The following is a 17,709-nucleotide window of genomic DNA, read 5'->3' on the forward strand; positions in this document are numbered from 1 at the left end:
GTTCATCCTGAGCCAGGATCAAACTCTCCAATAAAGTTAGTTTGTCTAGCATCTAAAAATAAAAATTGACGTTTCACGTTGTTTGTTTCGTTCAGTTTTCAAAGAACTACTCGGTCGCTCATTTGCGACTCCCTTATGTTAACATCTTCATGTTTCAATGTCAACTAAGTTTTTTATTTCGTTTGTCGTTTTCTGCGTTATTGCATCGGCGACTTGTTCTATATTACACCTCTGTACTCTAATCGTCAACATGTTTTTCTAAAAAAATATAAAAAGGCGTATTCCTTTTAAAATACGCCTTTTTTACCATAGAACATTCTATTCATTTATTATTTTTCTATAATAGGTAACGCGACGATGAATTGAATAATACCATCCTCATATTCAGCTCGAATACTCCCCCCCTGCAATTCAACAATACTTTTCGCAATAGCTAATCCAAGTCCCGAACCTTCCGTTACTCTACTTCGGGATTGATCCTTCTTATAAAAACGTTCAAACAAGTTCCCTAATTCTTCTCTCGTAAACTCTTCACTATGATTTGCTATAACAATTTGTATATCCCTGCGCTTGCGCTGTCTTTGAAGAGAAACTTTTATCTCTCCATCATCTTTACTATACTTAATCGCATTCATTAGTAAATTATCAAATACACGGACCATCTTTTCCGAATCAACCGATGCATAGGCACGTTCCTCAGGAAATTTCTTAACAAACGTAAGTCCACGCTCTTCCGCTTGCGGTACTAATTCTTCTATTAATTGTTCCAGTAACTCATTTATACATACTTCTTGTTTTTCTAATACAACTTGTTCATTCGTTAACTTCGTATACTCAAATAAATCTTCTATTAAATTTTTTAACTGCTCCGACTTTGCAAAAGCAATTCTCGTATACTCATCATGTTGTTCTTTATTTTCATATTTAGAATCTCGAAGTAATCGTAAGTAACCCATAATAGAAGTAAGTGGTGTACGTAAATCGTGAGATACATTCGTAATAAGCTCATTCTTTTGCTTCTCTAATTTACGTTCCTTTTCTATATTATTCATAAGCTCTTCCGCCATATTATTAATATTCTCAGTTAAAGACGCAATCTCATCTTCACCTTTCTTCTCAATACGGTACGCTAAGTTACCTTTTTCTATTTCCTTTACACCTTCTGCCATCGCTTCAATTTGCTTCATCTTTCTCTTTGTTATATAGAAAAAAGAGAAAATGAATACAAGGACACCAATTAAAAACGGAAATGGTCCTTCTTGCGTGTCATACATTACCTCTCCCTCTGGAATTCCGCTAACAAACATGTACAAATTCTTTCCTTCAATAGTAATAGGTGAAAAAGCTATAAACTCTTTTCTTGTACTTTCAAATTCATTTCTACCATCTGTATAATTAATCGCAAATGATGCTGCATTACGAATCGTATTATGCAAATCGATTTGCTCTTCTTGCGCCTGCTTTGTTTTATATAAAACTTTACCACTTTCATCAGTAACCAATATTTTTAAAGCTCTATTTCCTCGCTCTAAATTTTGATTCTCCATTTCGATCATATTAGATATAGCTTCTAATTTATTTTCATGAACCGAACTATTCGCTGCTCTTTGAGCTTGGTAATTAATTTGTTCCATACCAGCTCGATAATCGATAGTCGCTTGACGATTCGCATTCTCAAAAAATGGCGCAGCTGCTTTCGCTGACAAAACTCCTAATAACGCACAAGCAGCAAAAGTAGTAATCAATTGAATTCTTATACTCTTCCGTACGCCCTTTACTAATTTTTCAATTAATTCTCTTGTTTTCCTTACATAAGTAAACGGATTAAATATCTTTTTCAATCTTATACCCCACTCCCCATACTGTTTTTATATATCTAGGCTTCCTTGGATTCTCCTCAATCTTTTCACGTACTTTTCGAATATGCACCATTACAGTATTATCAGACTGGAAAGATCGTTCGTTCCACACCTTTTCATAAATTTGCTCCGCGCTAAAGACCATACCTGGATTACGGGCTAGTAATTCTAAAATTGAAAATTCCCTCGGAGTTAGTTTCACTTCTTCTCCATCTACAATAACTTTATGGGTCGAAATGTTTATTTTCATCTCTCCAATTTCTAACTCGTCCTCATTTTGTATAGCGAAACCATTCATTTTCATATAACGACGTAACTGGGATTTAATTCTCGCGATTAACTCTAACGGATTAAACGGTTTCGTTACGTAATCATCTGCACCAGTTGTTAACCCTAAAATTTTATCCATATCTTGCGTTTTCGCAGAAAGCATAATAATTGGCATTTCTTTCGCTTCTCTTACTTTCATACACATATGAATACCATCTACTTTCGGCATCATAATATCCAACACAACTAAATGTACTTCATTCTCTTCTAACATACGTAGCCCTTCTTCTCCATCTCCGGCCTGCAGTACTTTATATCCTTCGTTCTTTAAATATATTGTAATAAGATTCCTAATTTCTTTTTCATCATCTACGACAAGTATTGTTTCCCCGGCCATAATATTTCCCCCATTCATTTTTTATCCCTAACTTCTATTATAGGAAAACTTCTGAAGAAAAACGCTCGGAAATCCTTAAGATTTTCTGAAGACGCAAAAAAGGCCTAGACTCCCCTTAAGTCTAGACCTTTCAAAAACCCCTTTATTTACGAACGTAGATGAAATACAGTACGAATAAAACTCCCATAACATACATAATCGGATGAACCTCTTTACGACGACCACTCACAACCATTGTAATTGGATAGAAGATAAATCCAATCGCAATTCCCGTTGCGATACTATACGTAAGCGGCATTGAAATGATAGTAAAGAATGCCGGTACTGCAATCTCGAACTTCTTCCAGTCGATTTCTCCTAAAGAAGAAACCATTAAGATCCCTACAATAATTAAAGCTGGTGCCGTTACAGCTGGTGTTACAACACTTAATAATGGCGAGAAGAATAGTGCCAGTAAGAAGAATCCTGCTGTTACAACAGCTGTAAATCCAGAACGTCCTCCCGCTGCTACCCCTGCAGACGATTCAATGTAAGACGTTGTTGTTGATGTACCTAAGATCGCACCAATTACAGTTGCAATTGCATCTGCGAATAATGCTTTTCCTGCACGTGGTAATTTATTGTTCTTCATTAATCCTGCTTGATTCGCAACCGCTACAAGCGTACCTGCTGTATCAAAGAAATCGATAAAGAAGAACGTTATAATTACAATCCCCATTTGAATAGTGAAAATGTCTCCGAAATGAGTTAACGCAGCACCGAACGTTGGTTCTAGACTCGGTATCGCTCCCACTACAGCTTTCGGAGTATCAATCAATCCTGTTGCCACTCCTAAGATCGCTGTAAGAATCATACCGTAAAATACTGCACCATTGATTTTCTTAATCATGAAGATGATCGTAGTAACAACCCCAAAGATTGCTAGTAACGTTGTGCCCTTTGTTAAGTCCCCCAACCCAACAAGAACAGCATCATTTTTCACGATAATTCCGGCATTTTGGAATCCAAGAAAGGCAATGAACAATCCGATACCTGCTGCTACTGCAAACTTTAACTCCGATGGAATTGCATTAATGATTTTTTCACGAATACCTGAAGCTGTAAGAATAATAAAGATAATACCTGACATTAACGTTCCGGCAATTGCTGTTTGCCACGGAATACCCATCGTTAAAACTGCTGTATAAGCAAAGAACGCGTTAATTCCCATACCTGGGGCTAAAGCAATTGGATACTTTGCGAAAATACCCATAATTAACGAACCGATCGCGGCCGCTAATGCTGTCGCAACGAATACTGCACCTGGATCCATTCCTGTACCTGCTGGTAACCCTTTAACATTTCCAAGTGACAGCGTAGCAGGATTGACAAATAGTACGTAAGCCATAGATAGAAATGTCGTTAACCCTGCTATGAACTCAGTCTTATAATTCGTACCGAGCTCATCAAATTGAAAATAGCGTTTCATCCTACGTTTCCCCCGTTATATGATTACTCGCCGCATTTCACCCTAGCCCTCTTTTATCTATAAAAATAAAAAAGGCTTCCATTGCATATACATGGAAGCGTTCTATAAACAAAGACAAGTTTCCCCTCATCTTTATAAAAACGCCTCGTAGTCAAGCCATTTACGGTAGCTAGGTAGAAACTTTCGGGCCATATCCCCGATATTATACGACGGCATAATATTCACTTTTCGTTTGAATTACATACTCATATTAACTCTTGAAAGTATTTTTGTCAATTTAAAAACGAACAATTTTATAAAATTTCATATTTTCGTTCGTATTAATACTGAAAACAAAAAGATCCATCTATGCATGAGCAAAAGATGGATCTTTTTTATAATACTATTCCCACTCAATAGTTGCTGGTGGCTTACTCGTTACATCATACACGATACGGTTAACGTGTTTTACTTCGTTTACGATACGTACAGAGATTTTCTCTAATACGTCCCAAGGGATACGTGCCCAGTCAGCTGTCATACCGTCGATAGATGTTACTGCACGGATACCTACTGTGTAATCGTAAGTACGCTCGTCACCCATAACACCTACGCTACGCATACCAGGAAGCGCAGTGAAGTATTGCCAAATTTCGCGGTCTAAGCCCGCTTTAATAATTTCTTCACGTAAAATCGCATCAGATTCACGAACGATTTCTAATTTCTCTTCTGTGATTTCACCTAATACACGAATACCAAGTCCTGGACCTGGGAATGGTTGACGCCATACGATTTCATCAGGAATTCCTAATTCAGATCCTAATACACGTACTTCATCTTTAAATAAAGTGTTTAAAGGCTCAATTAATTTGAATTGCATGTCTTCCGGAAGTCCACCAACGTTATGGTGAGATTTAATTGTTTGTGCAGTTGCTGTACCACTTTCAACGATGTCTGTGTAAAGTGTACCTTGTGCTAGGAAGTCCATACCTTGTAATTTAGAAGCTTCATCATCAAATACGTAAATGAATTCGTTACCGATAATTTTACGTTTTTGTTCTGGATCTTCTACACCTTTTAACTTGTTCATAAAGCGTTCTTGTGCATCCACTTTAATAACGTTCATATGGAAGCCTTCGCTAAATGTTTTCATAACGCCTTCTGCTTCACCTTTACGAAGTAAGCCGTGGTCAACGAAAATACATGTTAACTGGTCGCCAATTGCTTTATGAATTAATACTGCTACAACAGAAGAATCTACACCGCCACTAAGTGCGCATAGTACTTTTTTGTCTCCAACAGTTTCACGGATCTTCTCTAATTCTACTTCGATAAAGTTCTCCATGTTCCATCCTTCAGAACAACCACATACGCCGAATACGAAGTTTTTAATTAAATCGTTACCGTGCTCAGAGTGACGTACTTCTGGGTGGAATTGTACACCGTATAAGTTTTTCGCTTCATTGCTCATACCAGCAATTGGGCAAGACTCGCTTGTTGCGTCTACTACGAATCCTTCAGGTAAACCAGTTACTAAGTCACCATGACTCATCCATACAACTTGCTCTTCTGGAAGGTTCGTATATAATTTTGATTCGTTCTCTACTTTAAGAACAGCTTTTCCGTACTCACGGTGGTTTGCACGTTCTACTTTACCACCGAAGTGTTGTGTCATAAGCTGCATACCGTAACAAATACCGAAAATCGGTAATCCTAGTTCAAAGATTTTTTCATCACAATGTAATGCACCTTCACCGTATACACTATTTGGTCCACCAGAGAAAATAATCCCTTTTGGATTCATTGCTTTAATTTCTTCTGCAGTAATTGTATGTGGATGAAGTTCACTGTATACACCGAACTCACGAATTCGACGTGCTATTAACTGATTGTACTGACTTCCAAAATCTAAAACGATAATTGTATCGTGCTGCTTTTTCAAAATAATCACCCCAACGTTAGTTCTCGTATATAAATATTTTCACCAATTTGGCGAAAAGCATTACCAATATAATAAAAAAAGCCAGTCCTCCGCCTCTAGTCTCATAACAAAGAAAAGGCAGGGGTCTGGCTTTATAAAGAAAGATAGTCTCCGCTCTTTATAAATATAAGACACACTGCCTTCATAGTCAGGTTGTTTACGGTAACCCGGTAGAGACTCTCAAACCATATCATTGAGGATATATGAAGGATCGTTTTATATTATCTTCCTAGATTCTAACAATGAAGTGTCGATGTGGTCAAGAGAGAAAGCGACAAAATTCTACAGAAATTAATTTCTTTCCCACTAAAACACAAAAAACATTTCCATATAGAAATGTTTTTTGTGTTTTATCCTATTATTCAACTTTTTTCTGTTGTTTTCTACCCATTAATCGTGTAACACCATTTTTCATTACAAATACCCCGTATCCCACAAATAAAAAAATAACGGGCAAAATGTCAAAACGATACCTAGTTTGAACTTCGACAAACAAATGAATAACCATATATCCGCCAAACAAAATATATAAAAGAGGATATATTGAATCATTTCTTCTATATAATGAAATGGTACCAATCGCAAATATACAACATGTAATATACATAAGCCTTTCATATTTTGTCAGCATTTGTTGTAAGTGTGGTTTATTCAGTTCCCCCCACTCCAAAGCCCAACCAGGTGCATCATCAGGATTACTCCACATTTTTTCAACTTTCAATACAAGTAATTGACGAACTTTCTCTTTGTCCTTCAATCTGTCCTTGATCAAAGCAATGGAAGCATCATTTCTTTCCTTCCCAAGTTTAAATTGACTAAGGTAAACAACATCTGGCTGATTCCATCCACCAATCGAATCATAATTGAATCCCACAACAAATTTCCAATATGGCATTTGGTTCGACAATGGTTTTTTCGCTAATCCCGTGTTCATTAAGAAAATACTTACAATTTGCATCACTAGAAAATATACAATCACTATTCCCACTAATTTTTTTACGTAGTTTAACGTTTCTTTTTTTCTAAACGGAAGTATCTTATAAATTAATACATAAACAAAAACCGCCAATAAAAAGAAACTTCCTAACGGTCTCATAATATTTCCAATGCTTAACAGTAACCCTGTTAAACCCCAACCGTATTTAGTTGAAAAACCTTTTGTAATTAAAACATACAGTCCTAAAAAAAAGAAAAAGGTAGAAATATATTGATTTGTTAATACAGAGCTATAGATAATATTAGGTATGTAAAACGCGTAAAATATTGCCGCAGTTCTCGCACTGTATTCATTAAAAATGGTTTTACCCATAAAATAAATAATCACGGCAGTACCTACGCTCCAAAAAATATTAAATAACTTCAATATAAACAGATGATTACCAAAAATTTTTATTAATATAGCCTCATAATATGTGAATCCCAATTGGTATGTCCAACTCATATAGTATTCATCTGTAATAAATGCAAAATTACCCTTTACAGCTTGTTGAGCACTTTCATACATTACAGAAAAATCCGAGATAGGTACTGTTTTTTCAAAAATGATCCATAACAACCTAATTGCAAAGGCTGTAACTATGAGAATGAGCAAAAATTGATTAACTGTTAAAAAACGATTTGCTAAAAATGATATTATTCCGAGCACCAAAATAGTTGCTACTATCTCCAGAATTAACACAGCGACCGAGGAATAGGTAGATTTCTCTATTTGAAATGAATTATAAAGTGTAATGACAAACATCGCAAAACCACATACTACTAATATTTTCGAAAAAATGTTTCTACCCAAATTTTCTTTAATCTGCATCATATACCTCACTAACTAGGCTACCGCCATCTTCTCTCATAGACAATAAGAACTAGGAGACTTATTATCTCGACTAAAAAATAAGAAAAATCCCTTTTGACTGTATCATAAATGTTAAAAGAATTATATATTCAATTGGAATTATATTGAATATTACCGTAATAAAAGAAGCTTGAATATTCCCCTCCATTCTCTCTCTAAACTTGCGATCTTCCAGAAACCTTTTATATACATCTTAACAACAAAAAAGACTACCTCCTTTTATCAAGGAAGTAGCCTTCTTCTAATTAACTATTTATACATTGAACAGCTTCACAGAGTGATGCTTATTACATCATTCCGCCCATACCGCCCATGCCCATGCCGCCCATGTCAGGCATTGCTGGTGCATTTGGTTCTGGCTTATCAGCAACTACAGCTTCAGTTGTTAAGAACATAGCTGCAACAGATGCTGCGTTTTGAAGTGCAGAACGAGTTACTTTAGCTGGATCTACGATACCAGACTCAAGCATGTTAACCCATTCGCCAGTAGCTGCGTTGAAACCAACGCCTACTTTTTCGCCTTTTAGACGCTCTACAACTACAGATCCTTCTAGACCGGCGTTGATTGCGATTTGACGAACTGGCTCTTCTAGTGCACGAAGTACGATGTTGATACCTGTTGCTTCGTCGCCTTCAGCTACGATAGAAGCTACTTTCGTGTATACGTTCATAAGTGAAGTACCACCACCTGCAACGATACCTTCTTCTACTGCTGCACGAGTTGAGTTAAGTGCATCTTCAATGCGAAGTTTGCGCTCTTTTAACTCAGTTTCAGTTGCTGCACCTACTTTAATTACTGCTACGCCACCAGCTAATTTAGCAAGACGCTCTTGTAATTTTTCACGATCGAATTCAGAAGTTGTTTCTTCTAATTGCGCACGGATTTGACCGATGCGAGCTTCGATTTGTTGTGTGTTTCCAATACCTTCAACTACAGTTGTGTTTTCTTTCGTTACAACGATTTTACCAGCGCGTCCTAAAGATTCAACTGTAGCAGATTTTAAGTCACGTCCTAATTCTTCAGTGATTACTTCGCCACCAGTTAAGATTGCGATATCTTCTAGCATTGCTTTACGACGGTCACCAAATCCAGGAGCTTTAACAGCCACTACATTGAATGTACCACGAAGTTTGTTCACTACTAATGTAGCTAAAGCTTCGCCTTCTACATCTTCAGCAATGATAAGAAGTGGTTTACCTTGTTGTACCACTTGCTCTAATACTGGTAAGATTTCTTGGATGTTAGAAATCTTTTTGTCAGTAATTAAGATATATGGGTTATCAAGAACAGCTTCCATTTTGTCAGAATCAGTAATCATGTAAGGAGATGCATATCCACGATCAAATTGCATACCTTCTACTACGTCTAATTCTGTTGTGAATCCTTTAGATTCTTCTAAAGTAATAACGCCGTCGTTACCAACGCGCTCCATTGCTTCAGCGATTAATTGACCTACTTCTTCGTCAGCCGCAGAAATAGCAGCTACTTGTGCGATAGAAGATTTACCTTCGATTGGTTTAGAAATCGCTTTTAATTCTTCAATTGCAGCAGTAACAGCTTTTTCGATACCTTTACGAAGACCCATTGGGTTTGCACCAGCTGTTACGTTTTTAAGACCTTCACGAATCATAGCTTGCGCTAATACAGTTGCAGTTGTCGTTCCGTCACCAGCTACATCGTTTGTTTTGCTAGCAACTTCTGCTACTAATTTTGCACCCATGTTTTCGAATGCATCTTCTAATTCGATTTCTTTTGCGATTGTTACACCATCATTTGTAATAAGTGGTGAACCGAATTTTTTCTCAAGTACAACGTTACGACCTTTTGGTCCAAGCGTTACTTTTACTGCGTTTGCAAGAGTGTCGACACCGCGAAGCATCGAACGACGTGCTTCTTCACTAAATTTAATATCTTTTGCCATAATAATTGACCCCCTTGGAATTTTTAAGATTTATATAATTAACCGATAACTGCTAAAATGTCACTTTCACGTAAAATCAAGTAGTCTGTACCTTCGTATTTTACTTCAGTACCTGCATATTTTGAGAAGATGATAAGATCACCTGCTGCTACCTCTAAAGCAACACGCTCACCATTTTCAAGCACTCGACCAGTACCTACTGCAATAACTTTACCCTCTTGTGGTTTTTCTTTTGCAGTGTCTGGTAATACAATACCACTTGCTGTTTTTTCTTCTGCTTGAACAAGCTCAATTACAACGCGATCACCTAATGGCTTTAGCATGAACAATAACCTCCTCATTGTGTTATGTAAATTTTTTATTAGCACTCGAGTCACCCGAGTGCTAACACACTTATAATAATAAATAATCTCAATTTCTTTTGCAAGTAAAAAAATCATAATTTTTTCGCAAATTACTATATATACTCTTCTATATAAAATCCTTCTTCTACTACCTTTACTATATGAATCGTTGTTTCCACTACTCGTATGTTACAATATGAAAGACACCCTAAGTTGTTTTCGCTACACACACAACTTTTTCCTGTCTTCTATTTTAATTTCCAATGCAGATTTACAAAAAAACATAATTCGAATGAAAGTTTATATCGTAGGTAGCATATTACATGTTATCCTGCCTTATCTCATACACTAGAGTTAGAAAGGATGGTTAAACCATTTGAAGAAACAATATTGGTGGATTATCGTTACATACATTTTAATGCAATTGTCGGGTATTGCCGGATTACCACTTCTTCTGAAAACCGGACTATACGATAATAGAGGATTTACCAACGAGGAAAAGTTTCAACTAATAACCGGACATTGGTCTATTATTAGCTTTTTCATTGCACTATGCGTTGTAATTTGGTTACTTAGAACAGATATTCGTGACAGGCATTTAGATGCAATGCGCTCTTCTGTTCCAGCTACAATCGGGTGGATTTTTATCGGGTTCTTCTTAGCAATCATCTCACAAAGTATTGCAGGTATGATTGAAATGTATCTATTAGGGATTACACCTGGATCTGAGAATACAGACCGACTTATGGACATCGCAAGAACGACACCTTGGTTCCTTATTGTTATATCTATAATCGGACCTATTTTAGAAGAAATCGTATTTAGAAAAATTTTATTTGGTACACTTTATAAGAGATTTAATTTCTTCGTTGCTGCTATTATTAGTTCACTCGTATTCGCAGCGATTCATTTTGATTTTACTCACCTATTGGTATACACTTCTATGGGGCTCGTATTCGCCTTCTTATATGTAAAAACGAAACGTATTATCGTTCCTATAGCAGCCCATGTAGCAATGAATACATTAGTTGCCATTGGACAGATTTTCATGAGCAATGAACAAATTCAAGAAATGATTAAAGAAGCTGAAAAAATGCAAGGCTTTATCGGAGGATTTTTTGTATGAGAAACTCACCATTGTTCATGGCTGCATTGTATTTCCTTCTCGGATGTATCTTTACACGTTTCGCCATTACGAACGTGACAGATACAATCTGGAATATGTGGACAATACTATTTGCAGTTATGGCAACAATTGATTTTAATTTGGCACTTCGCCTTATATTAGTTAAATTCACAAAGAAAAAACAATAATAAAACGCAGAGGTCACCTCCTCTGCGTTTTATTGTGGATAATTCTTTAAAAAGTAAACAAGCGTTTGTAGCTCTACAGCTAAATCAATATGATGAATTCTTATATTCTCTGACACATTTAAACGTGCTGGTGTGAAGTTTAAAATACCGTGCACGTTTGTTTCTGCCAATCTATCGGCTACAGATTGCGCTACTGTAGCGGGTACTGTTAATATTGCCACTTGTATATCATTTGATAACCTTTCTTCTAATTCATCTAAATGATATACAGGAATACCCCCGATTTCTGTTCCAACTTTCTCTTCACTAACATCAAATGCCATTTCAATTTTTGTATTATTGTTTTTCGTGAAATTATAATGTAAGAAAGCGGTCCCTAAATTACCTACTCCAATAAGCGCTACACGTGTTATATCATCTTGATCGAGTGTTTCACGGAAAAATGATAATAAATAATTTACGTTATATCCATATCCCTTTTTCCCTAATGCTCCAAAGTATGAGAAATCTCTTCGAATAGTTGCGGAATCAACCTTTACCGCTTCACTCAATTCGGCTGATGAAACACGTTGCTTACCAGAAAGAGATAAGTTTTGGATAAATCGATAGTATAGAGGCAATCGTTTAGCAGTGGCTTGCGGAATTTTCTGCTGATCCATATAACCTCTCCTCTCTTCCTATCTTTATTCATATACTTGAATCGAATACAGAAGTTTAGTACTTATGAATTTCCTTGTATAATAAAGAGAAGAAGTATTCTCTCTTTATTTTAAACTATACACTATTTTTAGTATGATTGAGAAATATAAACATGGCAAAGTTAAGAAATTATTTGAGGTGAAAACATTGATTTTATTACAAGTAAACGGGCTTTCAAAATTATACGGTGCCGAAACGATTCTTGCAAACATAAAATTGGAAGTGCAAACGAAAGATCGTATCGCTTTAGTTGGACGAAATGGAGCCGGAAAATCTACATTATTAAAAATTATCGCCGGTGAATTATCTCATGATGGCGGCGAAATTATAAAACCGAAAGATGTCTCAATTGGGTATTTAGCTCAAAATACTGGATTAGAAACATCATTAACAATTTGGGATGAAATGCTAACCGTCTTTACACACCTACAGCAAATGGAGACAAAACTTCGAAGGCTAGAGCAAGAAATGGGAAAAGAAGAAAACTTTTCAAATGCCGCTACATATGAAAAATTATTAGCTGATTATGACCAATTGCAATTAGATTATAAAGATCAAGGCGGCTATCAGTATGAAGCAGATATTCGCTCCATTTTAAGCGGTCTTGGTTTCCCTGTTGAAACGCATCAGACGACAATTTCTACGTTAAGTGGCGGACAAAAAACGAGATTAGCTCTTGGGAAATTATTATTAACGAAACCAGACTTACTTATTTTAGACGAGCCTACAAACCATTTAGACATCGAAACATTAACGTGGCTTGAGCAATACTTACAAGGTTATCCTGGCGCAATTTTAATCGTTTCTCATGACCGTTATTTCTTAGATAAGCTTGTTACACAAGTATATGAAATTTCGAATAAAGAAAGCAGACGATTTGTTGGTAACTACAGTAAATATTTAGACTTAAAATCAGCCCTATACGAACAAGAAATGAAGCGTTACGAAAAGCAACAAGATGAAATCGCTAAACTTGAGGACTTCGTTCAAAAAAATATAGCACGTGCATCTACGACAAAACGTGCACAAAGCCGTCGTAAACAATTAGATAGAATGGAATTATTAACCAGACCATTAGGTGACTCTAAATCAGCCTCATTCCACTTCGATATTGAAAAACAAAGTGGAAATGATGTTTTACAAGTAAAAGATGCAACCATCGGTTATGATGAGGATCCTATTATTGAACATGTAAATATGCGCTTAACTCGGGGAGATAGTGTTGCCTTAGTTGGACCGAATGGAATTGGAAAATCCACATTATTAAAATCCATTGTGAATAAGTTACAGCTATTACATGGAGATGTTGCTTTCGGATCAAATGTATCTGTTGGTTATTATGATCAAGAGCAAGCTAACTTAACATCTTCTAAGCGCGTTTTAAATGAACTATGGGATGAATATCCGCTTCAACCCGAAAAAGAAATTCGCACTATACTAGGTAATTTTTTATTCACAGGGGATGATGTACTAAAACCAGTATCTTCTCTTAGTGGTGGACAAAAGGCCCGATTAGCTCTCGCAAAACTTATGATGCAAAAATCCAATTTATTAATTCTCGATGAGCCAACGAACCATCTTGATTTAAATAGTAAAGAAATTTTGGAGAATGCTTTAATTGATTATCCAGGAACTCTTCTATTCGTTTCACATGACCGCTACTTCATTAATCGCGTAACGACTACAGTTGTCGAGTTATCAACAGAAGGTGCGCAAGAGTATTTAGGTGATTACGATTACTATGTGGAGAAGAAAAATGAAATGATTGAACGCGCAGCATTTGAACAACAAGAACAGCAAGAAAATCAGGCACCTGTTCAAAAAACTGTAGCTCAAGAAAAATTAAATTATCTCGAAGAAAAAGAGCGTAAACAATTAGAACGTCAACGCACTCGAAAAATCGAAGAACTAGAACAAAACATCGTAAGCTTAGAAGAAGAAATTGCTACGTTAGAGGATCAGCTTTGCTTACCAGAAATATATGCAGATTATGAAAAGGCTAGTGAGATTACAACGAAAAAACAAACATTACAAGAACAACTTGAAGCCTGTATGGCAGAATGGGAAGAACTGCATATATAAGCTAATTTAAACAAAAAGGATGTCTCATCAGTCGAGGATTTTTGACTAGATGACATCCTTTTTATTTCCCTTTAGAATCAGTTTCGTAGTACATGAAATTATATCGACGATTTTTTGAATGCACATACCTTAACTTAAAATATATAAACAATTCGACAAGAAACATCGTTTTCCCGACAAAAATTGACATTTGCAGCAACCAATATGATAAGAGGAGGATTTTTCAAAAGTTTTTTAGGATATCTTCTCGTTTTTATTTCCCGAAAAAGAATTCATTTAAAGGTCAGACTTCATCCGTTTTATCCACAATGTTATACACATATCCACCTTTATAAAATAAACATCAAAATAACTTTTCCACATTATCCACATTTAACAAAAAAGTTATTAACAGTTTATATACACAATAAAACCCACATTATCAACAGATAATATGGGTTTTATCCACAAGCTGTGGTTAATTTTGTGTATAACTATGCTTCAATATCTAAGCCTGGGTTTGCATTTAAAGCTAATGTCGCACGTTTTCCTTGTTCGTATGCAATTGTACCTGCAGCTGCAATCATTGCTGCATTGTCTGTGCATAAAGATAACGGCGGGATAATTAGCTCTATATCTTCTTTTCGTGCAAACTCTTCTTCTAGACGTGCACGAAGCCCTTTATTAGCAGCTACTCCACCAGCAAGAAGCAATTGCTTTACATTATACGCTTCTGCTGCACGAGATGCTTTCGTTACAAGTACATCAATTACACTCTCTTGAAAGCTTGCCGCTAAATCTTCCGGTGCAATTTCTATACCACGTTGTTTTGCGTTATGCACAGTGTTGATAACTGCTGATTTCAATCCACTAAAGCTGAAATCATACGAATCGGGTTCTAGCCATGCACGAGGCAAATCAATTGTTGGCTTCCCTTCATGCGCAAGGCGATCAATATGAGGACCACCTGGATACGGCATAGATAGCGTACGAGCTACTTTATCATATGCTTCTCCTGCTGCATCATCTCGTGTTTCACCAATCACTTCAAATGAACCATGTTCTTTCATATAAACAAGTTCTGTATGTCCACCAGATACAACAAGTGATAGTAGTGGGAATTGAACTTCTTTTACTAAGCGATTCGCATAAATATGGCCAGCAATATGATGAACACCAACTAGAGGAATATCATGTGCAAAGGCTACCGCCTTCGCTGCATTTACTCCTATTAAAAGTGCTCCTACTAAACCGGGTCCCTCTGTTACAGCAATTGCATCAATATCCTCGAAAGTTATATTCGCTTCTTTTAAAGCTTCTTCTAACACAACTGTAATTTCTTCTACATGGTGACGGGATGCAATCTCTGGTACAACCCCGCCAAAACGCTTATGACTTTCAATTTGTGATGCAACGACGTTCGCAATGATTTCCATTCCATTTTTAACAACTGCTACTGCTGTTTCATCGCAGCTTGTTTCAATACCAAGTATAATCGTATTTTTTTCCATTATATATTCACCCACATTACAAGACCATCTTCCTGATTGTCTGCATAGTATCGTTTACGAATTCCACCATTTTGAAATCCGTATTTTTTGTATAACTGCTTTGCTACTTCATTTGATACGCGTACTTCAAGCGTCATTGTTTTTACCCCTAGTTCTTTCGCTACGGAAATAACTTCTTTTAATAGGGCATCTCCTAACTTTTGACCTCGGTATTCTGGCAAAATAGCTATATTTGTGATATGTGATTCATCAATAATTATCCACAATCCACAATACCCGATTACAAGGCCATCTTTTTCTAGCACAACATAATGTGCATGTTCATTCATCGTTAATTCACGTTGAAAGGCATCTGCAGTCCAAGGAGTTGAAAAAGATGCTTCTTCAATAGCTACAATTTGAGCGATATCATCGAGTTCCATCTTTCTAAATATCATATCCATCTTCTGCAAGCTCCTACTTGTTTTGACTTTCTAACCACTTTGTTTCAGCTTCAGCTAAACGAAGGTAACTAGGAACAAATGAATGTACATCTTGTTCCTCTTTTTGTAACCCTAAGAAAGCTAACTCACTTGGTCTTGGGTTATTTTTAGTGAAAGGAGCAAATACAGCTTGATTGCCTAAATGTTCTATAATTGTTTCTTTATGCAATTTAACATCGTTACCGATAAATAAAACAGGCTGTCCTTTATCTTTTAACATTTGCAACCAGTCTACAATAAGAATAATTCGATCTTCTTCTATTGAAGTTAACTGCTCTCCTTCATATGTATATAATCCAGTATAAATTTGTCCACGTCTTCCATCAAATAAAGGACAAATTAACCCACTAAAGTTAGCACCGTTTGCAGCTACTACTTCTAAACTTGATACACCTACGATTGGTATTTGAAGTGACCAAGCTAATGTTTTTGCCGCTGTCACACCTATGCGAACACCTGTATATGATCCAGGTCCAGCAGCCACAACGATTTTAGTTAATTCTTTTGGTTTTACACCACATTCTTTTAATAGTTGCTCTACAGCTGGCATAAGGCGTACAGAATGGTTTTTTGTTAAATTTGTAATGATTTCCCCAATTACGTTTTCTTCCTCAATAAGGGATACACCCATTACGTAATTTGAAGTATCAATTGCTAGTACTTTCATCTTGTAATAGCTCCTCACATAATCTAATATAACGGTCTCCAACTGGCTCGAGTACAATTTTCCTTGTGTCATCTCCAGCATGGAATAAACTAATTTGTAACTTTTCATTCGGTAAATATGCTTCTATCAAATGAGCCCATTCTACTACCGTAATTCCTTCACCATAGAAGTACTCATCAAAACCTAAGTCTTCTTCACTTTCCGCTAAACGATACACGTCCATATGATATAACGGCAATCTTCCTTTATATTCTTTAATAATGTTAAAGGTAGGACTATTTACAACTCTTTTCACGCCAAGACCTTTTGCTAGCCCTTTTGTAAAAGTCGTTTTACCAGCTCCAAGATCTCCTTCTAAAATAATTACATCTTGTGCCCGGGCAAGTTCACCTAGTTTTTCTGATAATCTTTGTGTTTCCTCAGAAGATTTTGTTGTTACTTCATATTTACTCACAGACTTCACCTACTTTACTCACAATGTTCTCTGCTCTTTATTATACAGGTTTTGAATATATAAAAAAGTCCTTAGGAGTTGTCCTAAGGATAGTTTGACTGTCTTTATTAGTTTTTTGTTAAAACAAATAAAAAAATACGAAACAACTTGTTTCGTTCTTTTCTTTATATAAAATGGCGGTCCCGACCGGGGTCGAACCGGCGATCTCCTGCGTGACAGGCAGGCATGTTAACCACTACACCACGGGACCATTGGTTGCGGGGACAGGATTTGAACCTGCGACCTTCGGGTTATGAGCCCGACGAGCTACCGTGCTGCTCCACCCCGCGATGATATAAATAGCTTGGCGACGTCCTACTCTCACAGGGACAAGGTCCCAACTACCATCGGCGCTAGAGAGCTTAACTTCCGTGTTCGGTATGGGAACGGGTGTGACCTCTCTGCCATCATCA

The 17,709-nt window shown here is 36.5% G+C and carries 15 protein-coding genes, 2 tRNA genes, 1 rRNA gene and 2 riboswitches; of the genes, 3 read left to right on the plus strand and 15 right to left on the minus strand.

Going from position 1 to position 17,709, the window contains the following annotated elements:
* Window positions 1–329: 329 nt before the first annotated feature.
* The 7 genes from ampS to groES form a co-directional block, all read right to left on the minus strand.
* Complete coding sequence (gene ampS, locus ACS2MN_RS30395; protein ID WP_346995175.1) at window positions 330–1,841, minus strand: aminopeptidase AmpS; 1,512 nt, start codon at window positions 1,839–1,841, stop codon at window positions 330–332.
* Window positions 1,825–2,526, minus strand: a complete 702-nt coding sequence (locus ACS2MN_RS30400; RefSeq protein WP_000896765.1) for a response regulator transcription factor — start codon at window positions 2,524–2,526, stop codon at window positions 1,825–1,827. Before ACS2MN_RS30400 ends, ampS begins: the two co-directional genes overlap by 17 nt.
* Window positions 2,527–2,668: 142 nt before the next feature.
* Complete coding sequence (locus ACS2MN_RS30405) at window positions 2,669–3,994, minus strand: NCS2 family permease (RefSeq protein WP_000833078.1); 1,326 nt, start codon at window positions 3,992–3,994, stop codon at window positions 2,669–2,671.
* 128 nt (window positions 3,995–4,122) lie between these two features.
* Window positions 4,123–4,224: riboswitch (purine riboswitch) on the minus strand.
* Between the two features lie 152 nt (window positions 4,225–4,376).
* The gene (gene guaA, locus ACS2MN_RS30410; RefSeq protein WP_000743919.1) at window positions 4,377–5,915 is read right to left on the minus strand and encodes a glutamine-hydrolyzing GMP synthase; all 1,539 of its coding nucleotides are present in this window, start codon (window positions 5,913–5,915) and stop codon (window positions 4,377–4,379) included.
* 164 nt (window positions 5,916–6,079) lie between these two features.
* A riboswitch (purine riboswitch) is annotated at window positions 6,080–6,181 on the minus strand.
* A 131-nt stretch (window positions 6,182–6,312) separates the two neighbouring features.
* Entirely contained in the window at window positions 6,313–7,761 is a 1,449-nt protein-coding gene (locus ACS2MN_RS30415) for a glycosyltransferase family 39 protein (protein WP_098710266.1), read from the minus strand.
* Between the two features lie 329 nt (window positions 7,762–8,090).
* Window positions 8,091–9,725, minus strand: a complete 1,635-nt coding sequence (gene groL / locus ACS2MN_RS30420) for a chaperonin GroEL (RefSeq protein ID WP_001029987.1) — start codon at window positions 9,723–9,725, stop codon at window positions 8,091–8,093.
* 38 nt (window positions 9,726–9,763) lie between these two features.
* Window positions 9,764–10,048, minus strand: coding sequence for a co-chaperone GroES (gene groES, locus ACS2MN_RS30425; protein WP_000917306.1), 285 nt, complete (start codon window positions 10,046–10,048; stop codon window positions 9,764–9,766).
* A gap of 397 nt (window positions 10,049–10,445) precedes the next feature.
* On the opposite strand from groES, the gene ACS2MN_RS30430 reads away from it, so the two are divergent.
* The gene (locus ACS2MN_RS30430) at window positions 10,446–11,195 is read left to right on the plus strand and encodes a CPBP family intramembrane glutamic endopeptidase (protein ID WP_000745318.1); all 750 of its coding nucleotides are present in this window, start codon (window positions 10,446–10,448) and stop codon (window positions 11,193–11,195) included.
* Window positions 11,192–11,383, plus strand: coding sequence for a YdiK family protein (locus tag ACS2MN_RS30435; protein ID WP_001246201.1), 192 nt, complete (start codon window positions 11,192–11,194; stop codon window positions 11,381–11,383). Before ACS2MN_RS30430 ends, ACS2MN_RS30435 begins: the two co-directional genes overlap by 4 nt.
* A 29-nt stretch (window positions 11,384–11,412) precedes the next feature.
* Here the strand turns inward: ACS2MN_RS30435 and ACS2MN_RS30440 are convergent, their stop codons facing one another.
* Entirely contained in the window at window positions 11,413–12,042 is a 630-nt protein-coding gene (locus ACS2MN_RS30440) for a redox-sensing transcriptional repressor Rex (RefSeq protein WP_000372701.1), read from the minus strand.
* A gap of 187 nt (window positions 12,043–12,229) precedes the next feature.
* On the opposite strand from ACS2MN_RS30440, the gene ACS2MN_RS30445 reads away from it, so the two are divergent.
* A complete protein-coding gene (locus tag ACS2MN_RS30445; RefSeq protein WP_000602175.1) occupies window positions 12,230–14,164 on the plus strand; it encodes an ABC-F family ATP-binding cassette domain-containing protein in 1,935 nt (644 codons plus the stop codon).
* A 473-nt stretch (window positions 14,165–14,637) separates the two neighbouring features.
* On the opposite strand, the gene tsaD is transcribed toward ACS2MN_RS30445, so the two are convergent.
* The 7 genes from tsaD to rrf form a co-directional block, all read right to left on the minus strand.
* A complete protein-coding gene (gene tsaD, locus ACS2MN_RS30450) occupies window positions 14,638–15,654 on the minus strand; it encodes a tRNA (adenosine(37)-N6)-threonylcarbamoyltransferase complex transferase subunit TsaD (RefSeq protein WP_346995176.1) in 1,017 nt (338 codons plus the stop codon).
* Entirely contained in the window at window positions 15,654–16,097 is a 444-nt protein-coding gene (rimI, locus tag ACS2MN_RS30455; RefSeq protein WP_000367202.1) for a ribosomal protein S18-alanine N-acetyltransferase, read from the minus strand. Before rimI ends, tsaD begins: the two co-directional genes overlap by 1 nt.
* A gap of 13 nt (window positions 16,098–16,110) precedes the next feature.
* On the minus strand, window positions 16,111–16,803 hold the full coding sequence (gene tsaB / locus ACS2MN_RS30460; protein WP_000865744.1) for a tRNA (adenosine(37)-N6)-threonylcarbamoyltransferase complex dimerization subunit type 1 TsaB: 693 nt from the start codon (window positions 16,801–16,803) through the stop codon (window positions 16,111–16,113).
* On the minus strand, window positions 16,784–17,257 hold the full coding sequence (tsaE, locus tag ACS2MN_RS30465; RefSeq protein WP_000049641.1) for a tRNA (adenosine(37)-N6)-threonylcarbamoyltransferase complex ATPase subunit type 1 TsaE: 474 nt from the start codon (window positions 17,255–17,257) through the stop codon (window positions 16,784–16,786). The genes tsaB and tsaE overlap by 20 nt, the downstream gene beginning before the upstream one ends.
* Window positions 17,258–17,431: 174 nt before the next feature.
* A tRNA-Asp gene (locus ACS2MN_RS30470) sits at window positions 17,432–17,507 on the minus strand.
* Window positions 17,508–17,509: 2 nt separating this feature from the next.
* Window positions 17,510–17,586 (minus strand) — tRNA-Met (locus tag ACS2MN_RS30475).
* A 12-nt stretch (window positions 17,587–17,598) separates the two neighbouring features.
* Window positions 17,599–17,709: ribosomal RNA gene (gene rrf, locus ACS2MN_RS30480) — 5S ribosomal RNA — on the minus strand; the annotation flags it as partial.

The sequence above is a fragment of the Bacillus cereus group sp. BceL062 genome (genome assembly GCF_051780025.1).
Classification (GTDB): domain Bacteria; phylum Bacillota; class Bacilli; order Bacillales; family Bacillaceae_G; genus Bacillus_A; species Bacillus_A toyonensis.

Bases quoted from the DNA above. Each gene is read 5' to 3' on its own strand.
- ACS2MN_RS30400 (WP_000896765.1), bottom strand. From the start codon at position 2,526: ATGGCCGGGGAAACAATACTTGTCGTAGATGATGAAAAAGAAATTAGG.
- ACS2MN_RS30405 (WP_000833078.1), bottom strand. From the start codon at position 3,994: ATGAAACGCTATTTTCAATTTGATGAGCTCGGTACGAATTATAAGACT.
- ACS2MN_RS30415 (WP_098710266.1), bottom strand. From the start codon at position 7,761: ATGCAGATTAAAGAAAATTTGGGTAGAAACATTTTTTCGAAAATATTA.
- groL (WP_001029987.1), bottom strand. From the start codon at position 9,725: ATGGCAAAAGATATTAAATTTAGTGAAGAAGCACGTCGTTCGATGCTT.
- groES (WP_000917306.1), bottom strand. From the start codon at position 10,048: ATGCTAAAGCCATTAGGTGATCGCGTTGTAATTGAGCTTGTTCAAGCA.
- ACS2MN_RS30435 (WP_001246201.1), top strand. From the start codon at position 11,192: ATGAGAAACTCACCATTGTTCATGGCTGCATTGTATTTCCTTCTCGGA.
- ACS2MN_RS30440 (WP_000372701.1), bottom strand. From the start codon at position 12,042: ATGGATCAGCAGAAAATTCCGCAAGCCACTGCTAAACGATTGCCTCTA.
- tsaD (WP_346995176.1), bottom strand. From the start codon at position 15,654: ATGGAAAAAAATACGATTATACTTGGTATTGAAACAAGCTGCGATGAA.
- rimI (WP_000367202.1), bottom strand. From the start codon at position 16,097: ATGGATATGATATTTAGAAAGATGGAACTCGATGATATCGCTCAAATT.
- tsaB (WP_000865744.1), bottom strand. From the start codon at position 16,803: ATGAAAGTACTAGCAATTGATACTTCAAATTACGTAATGGGTGTATCC.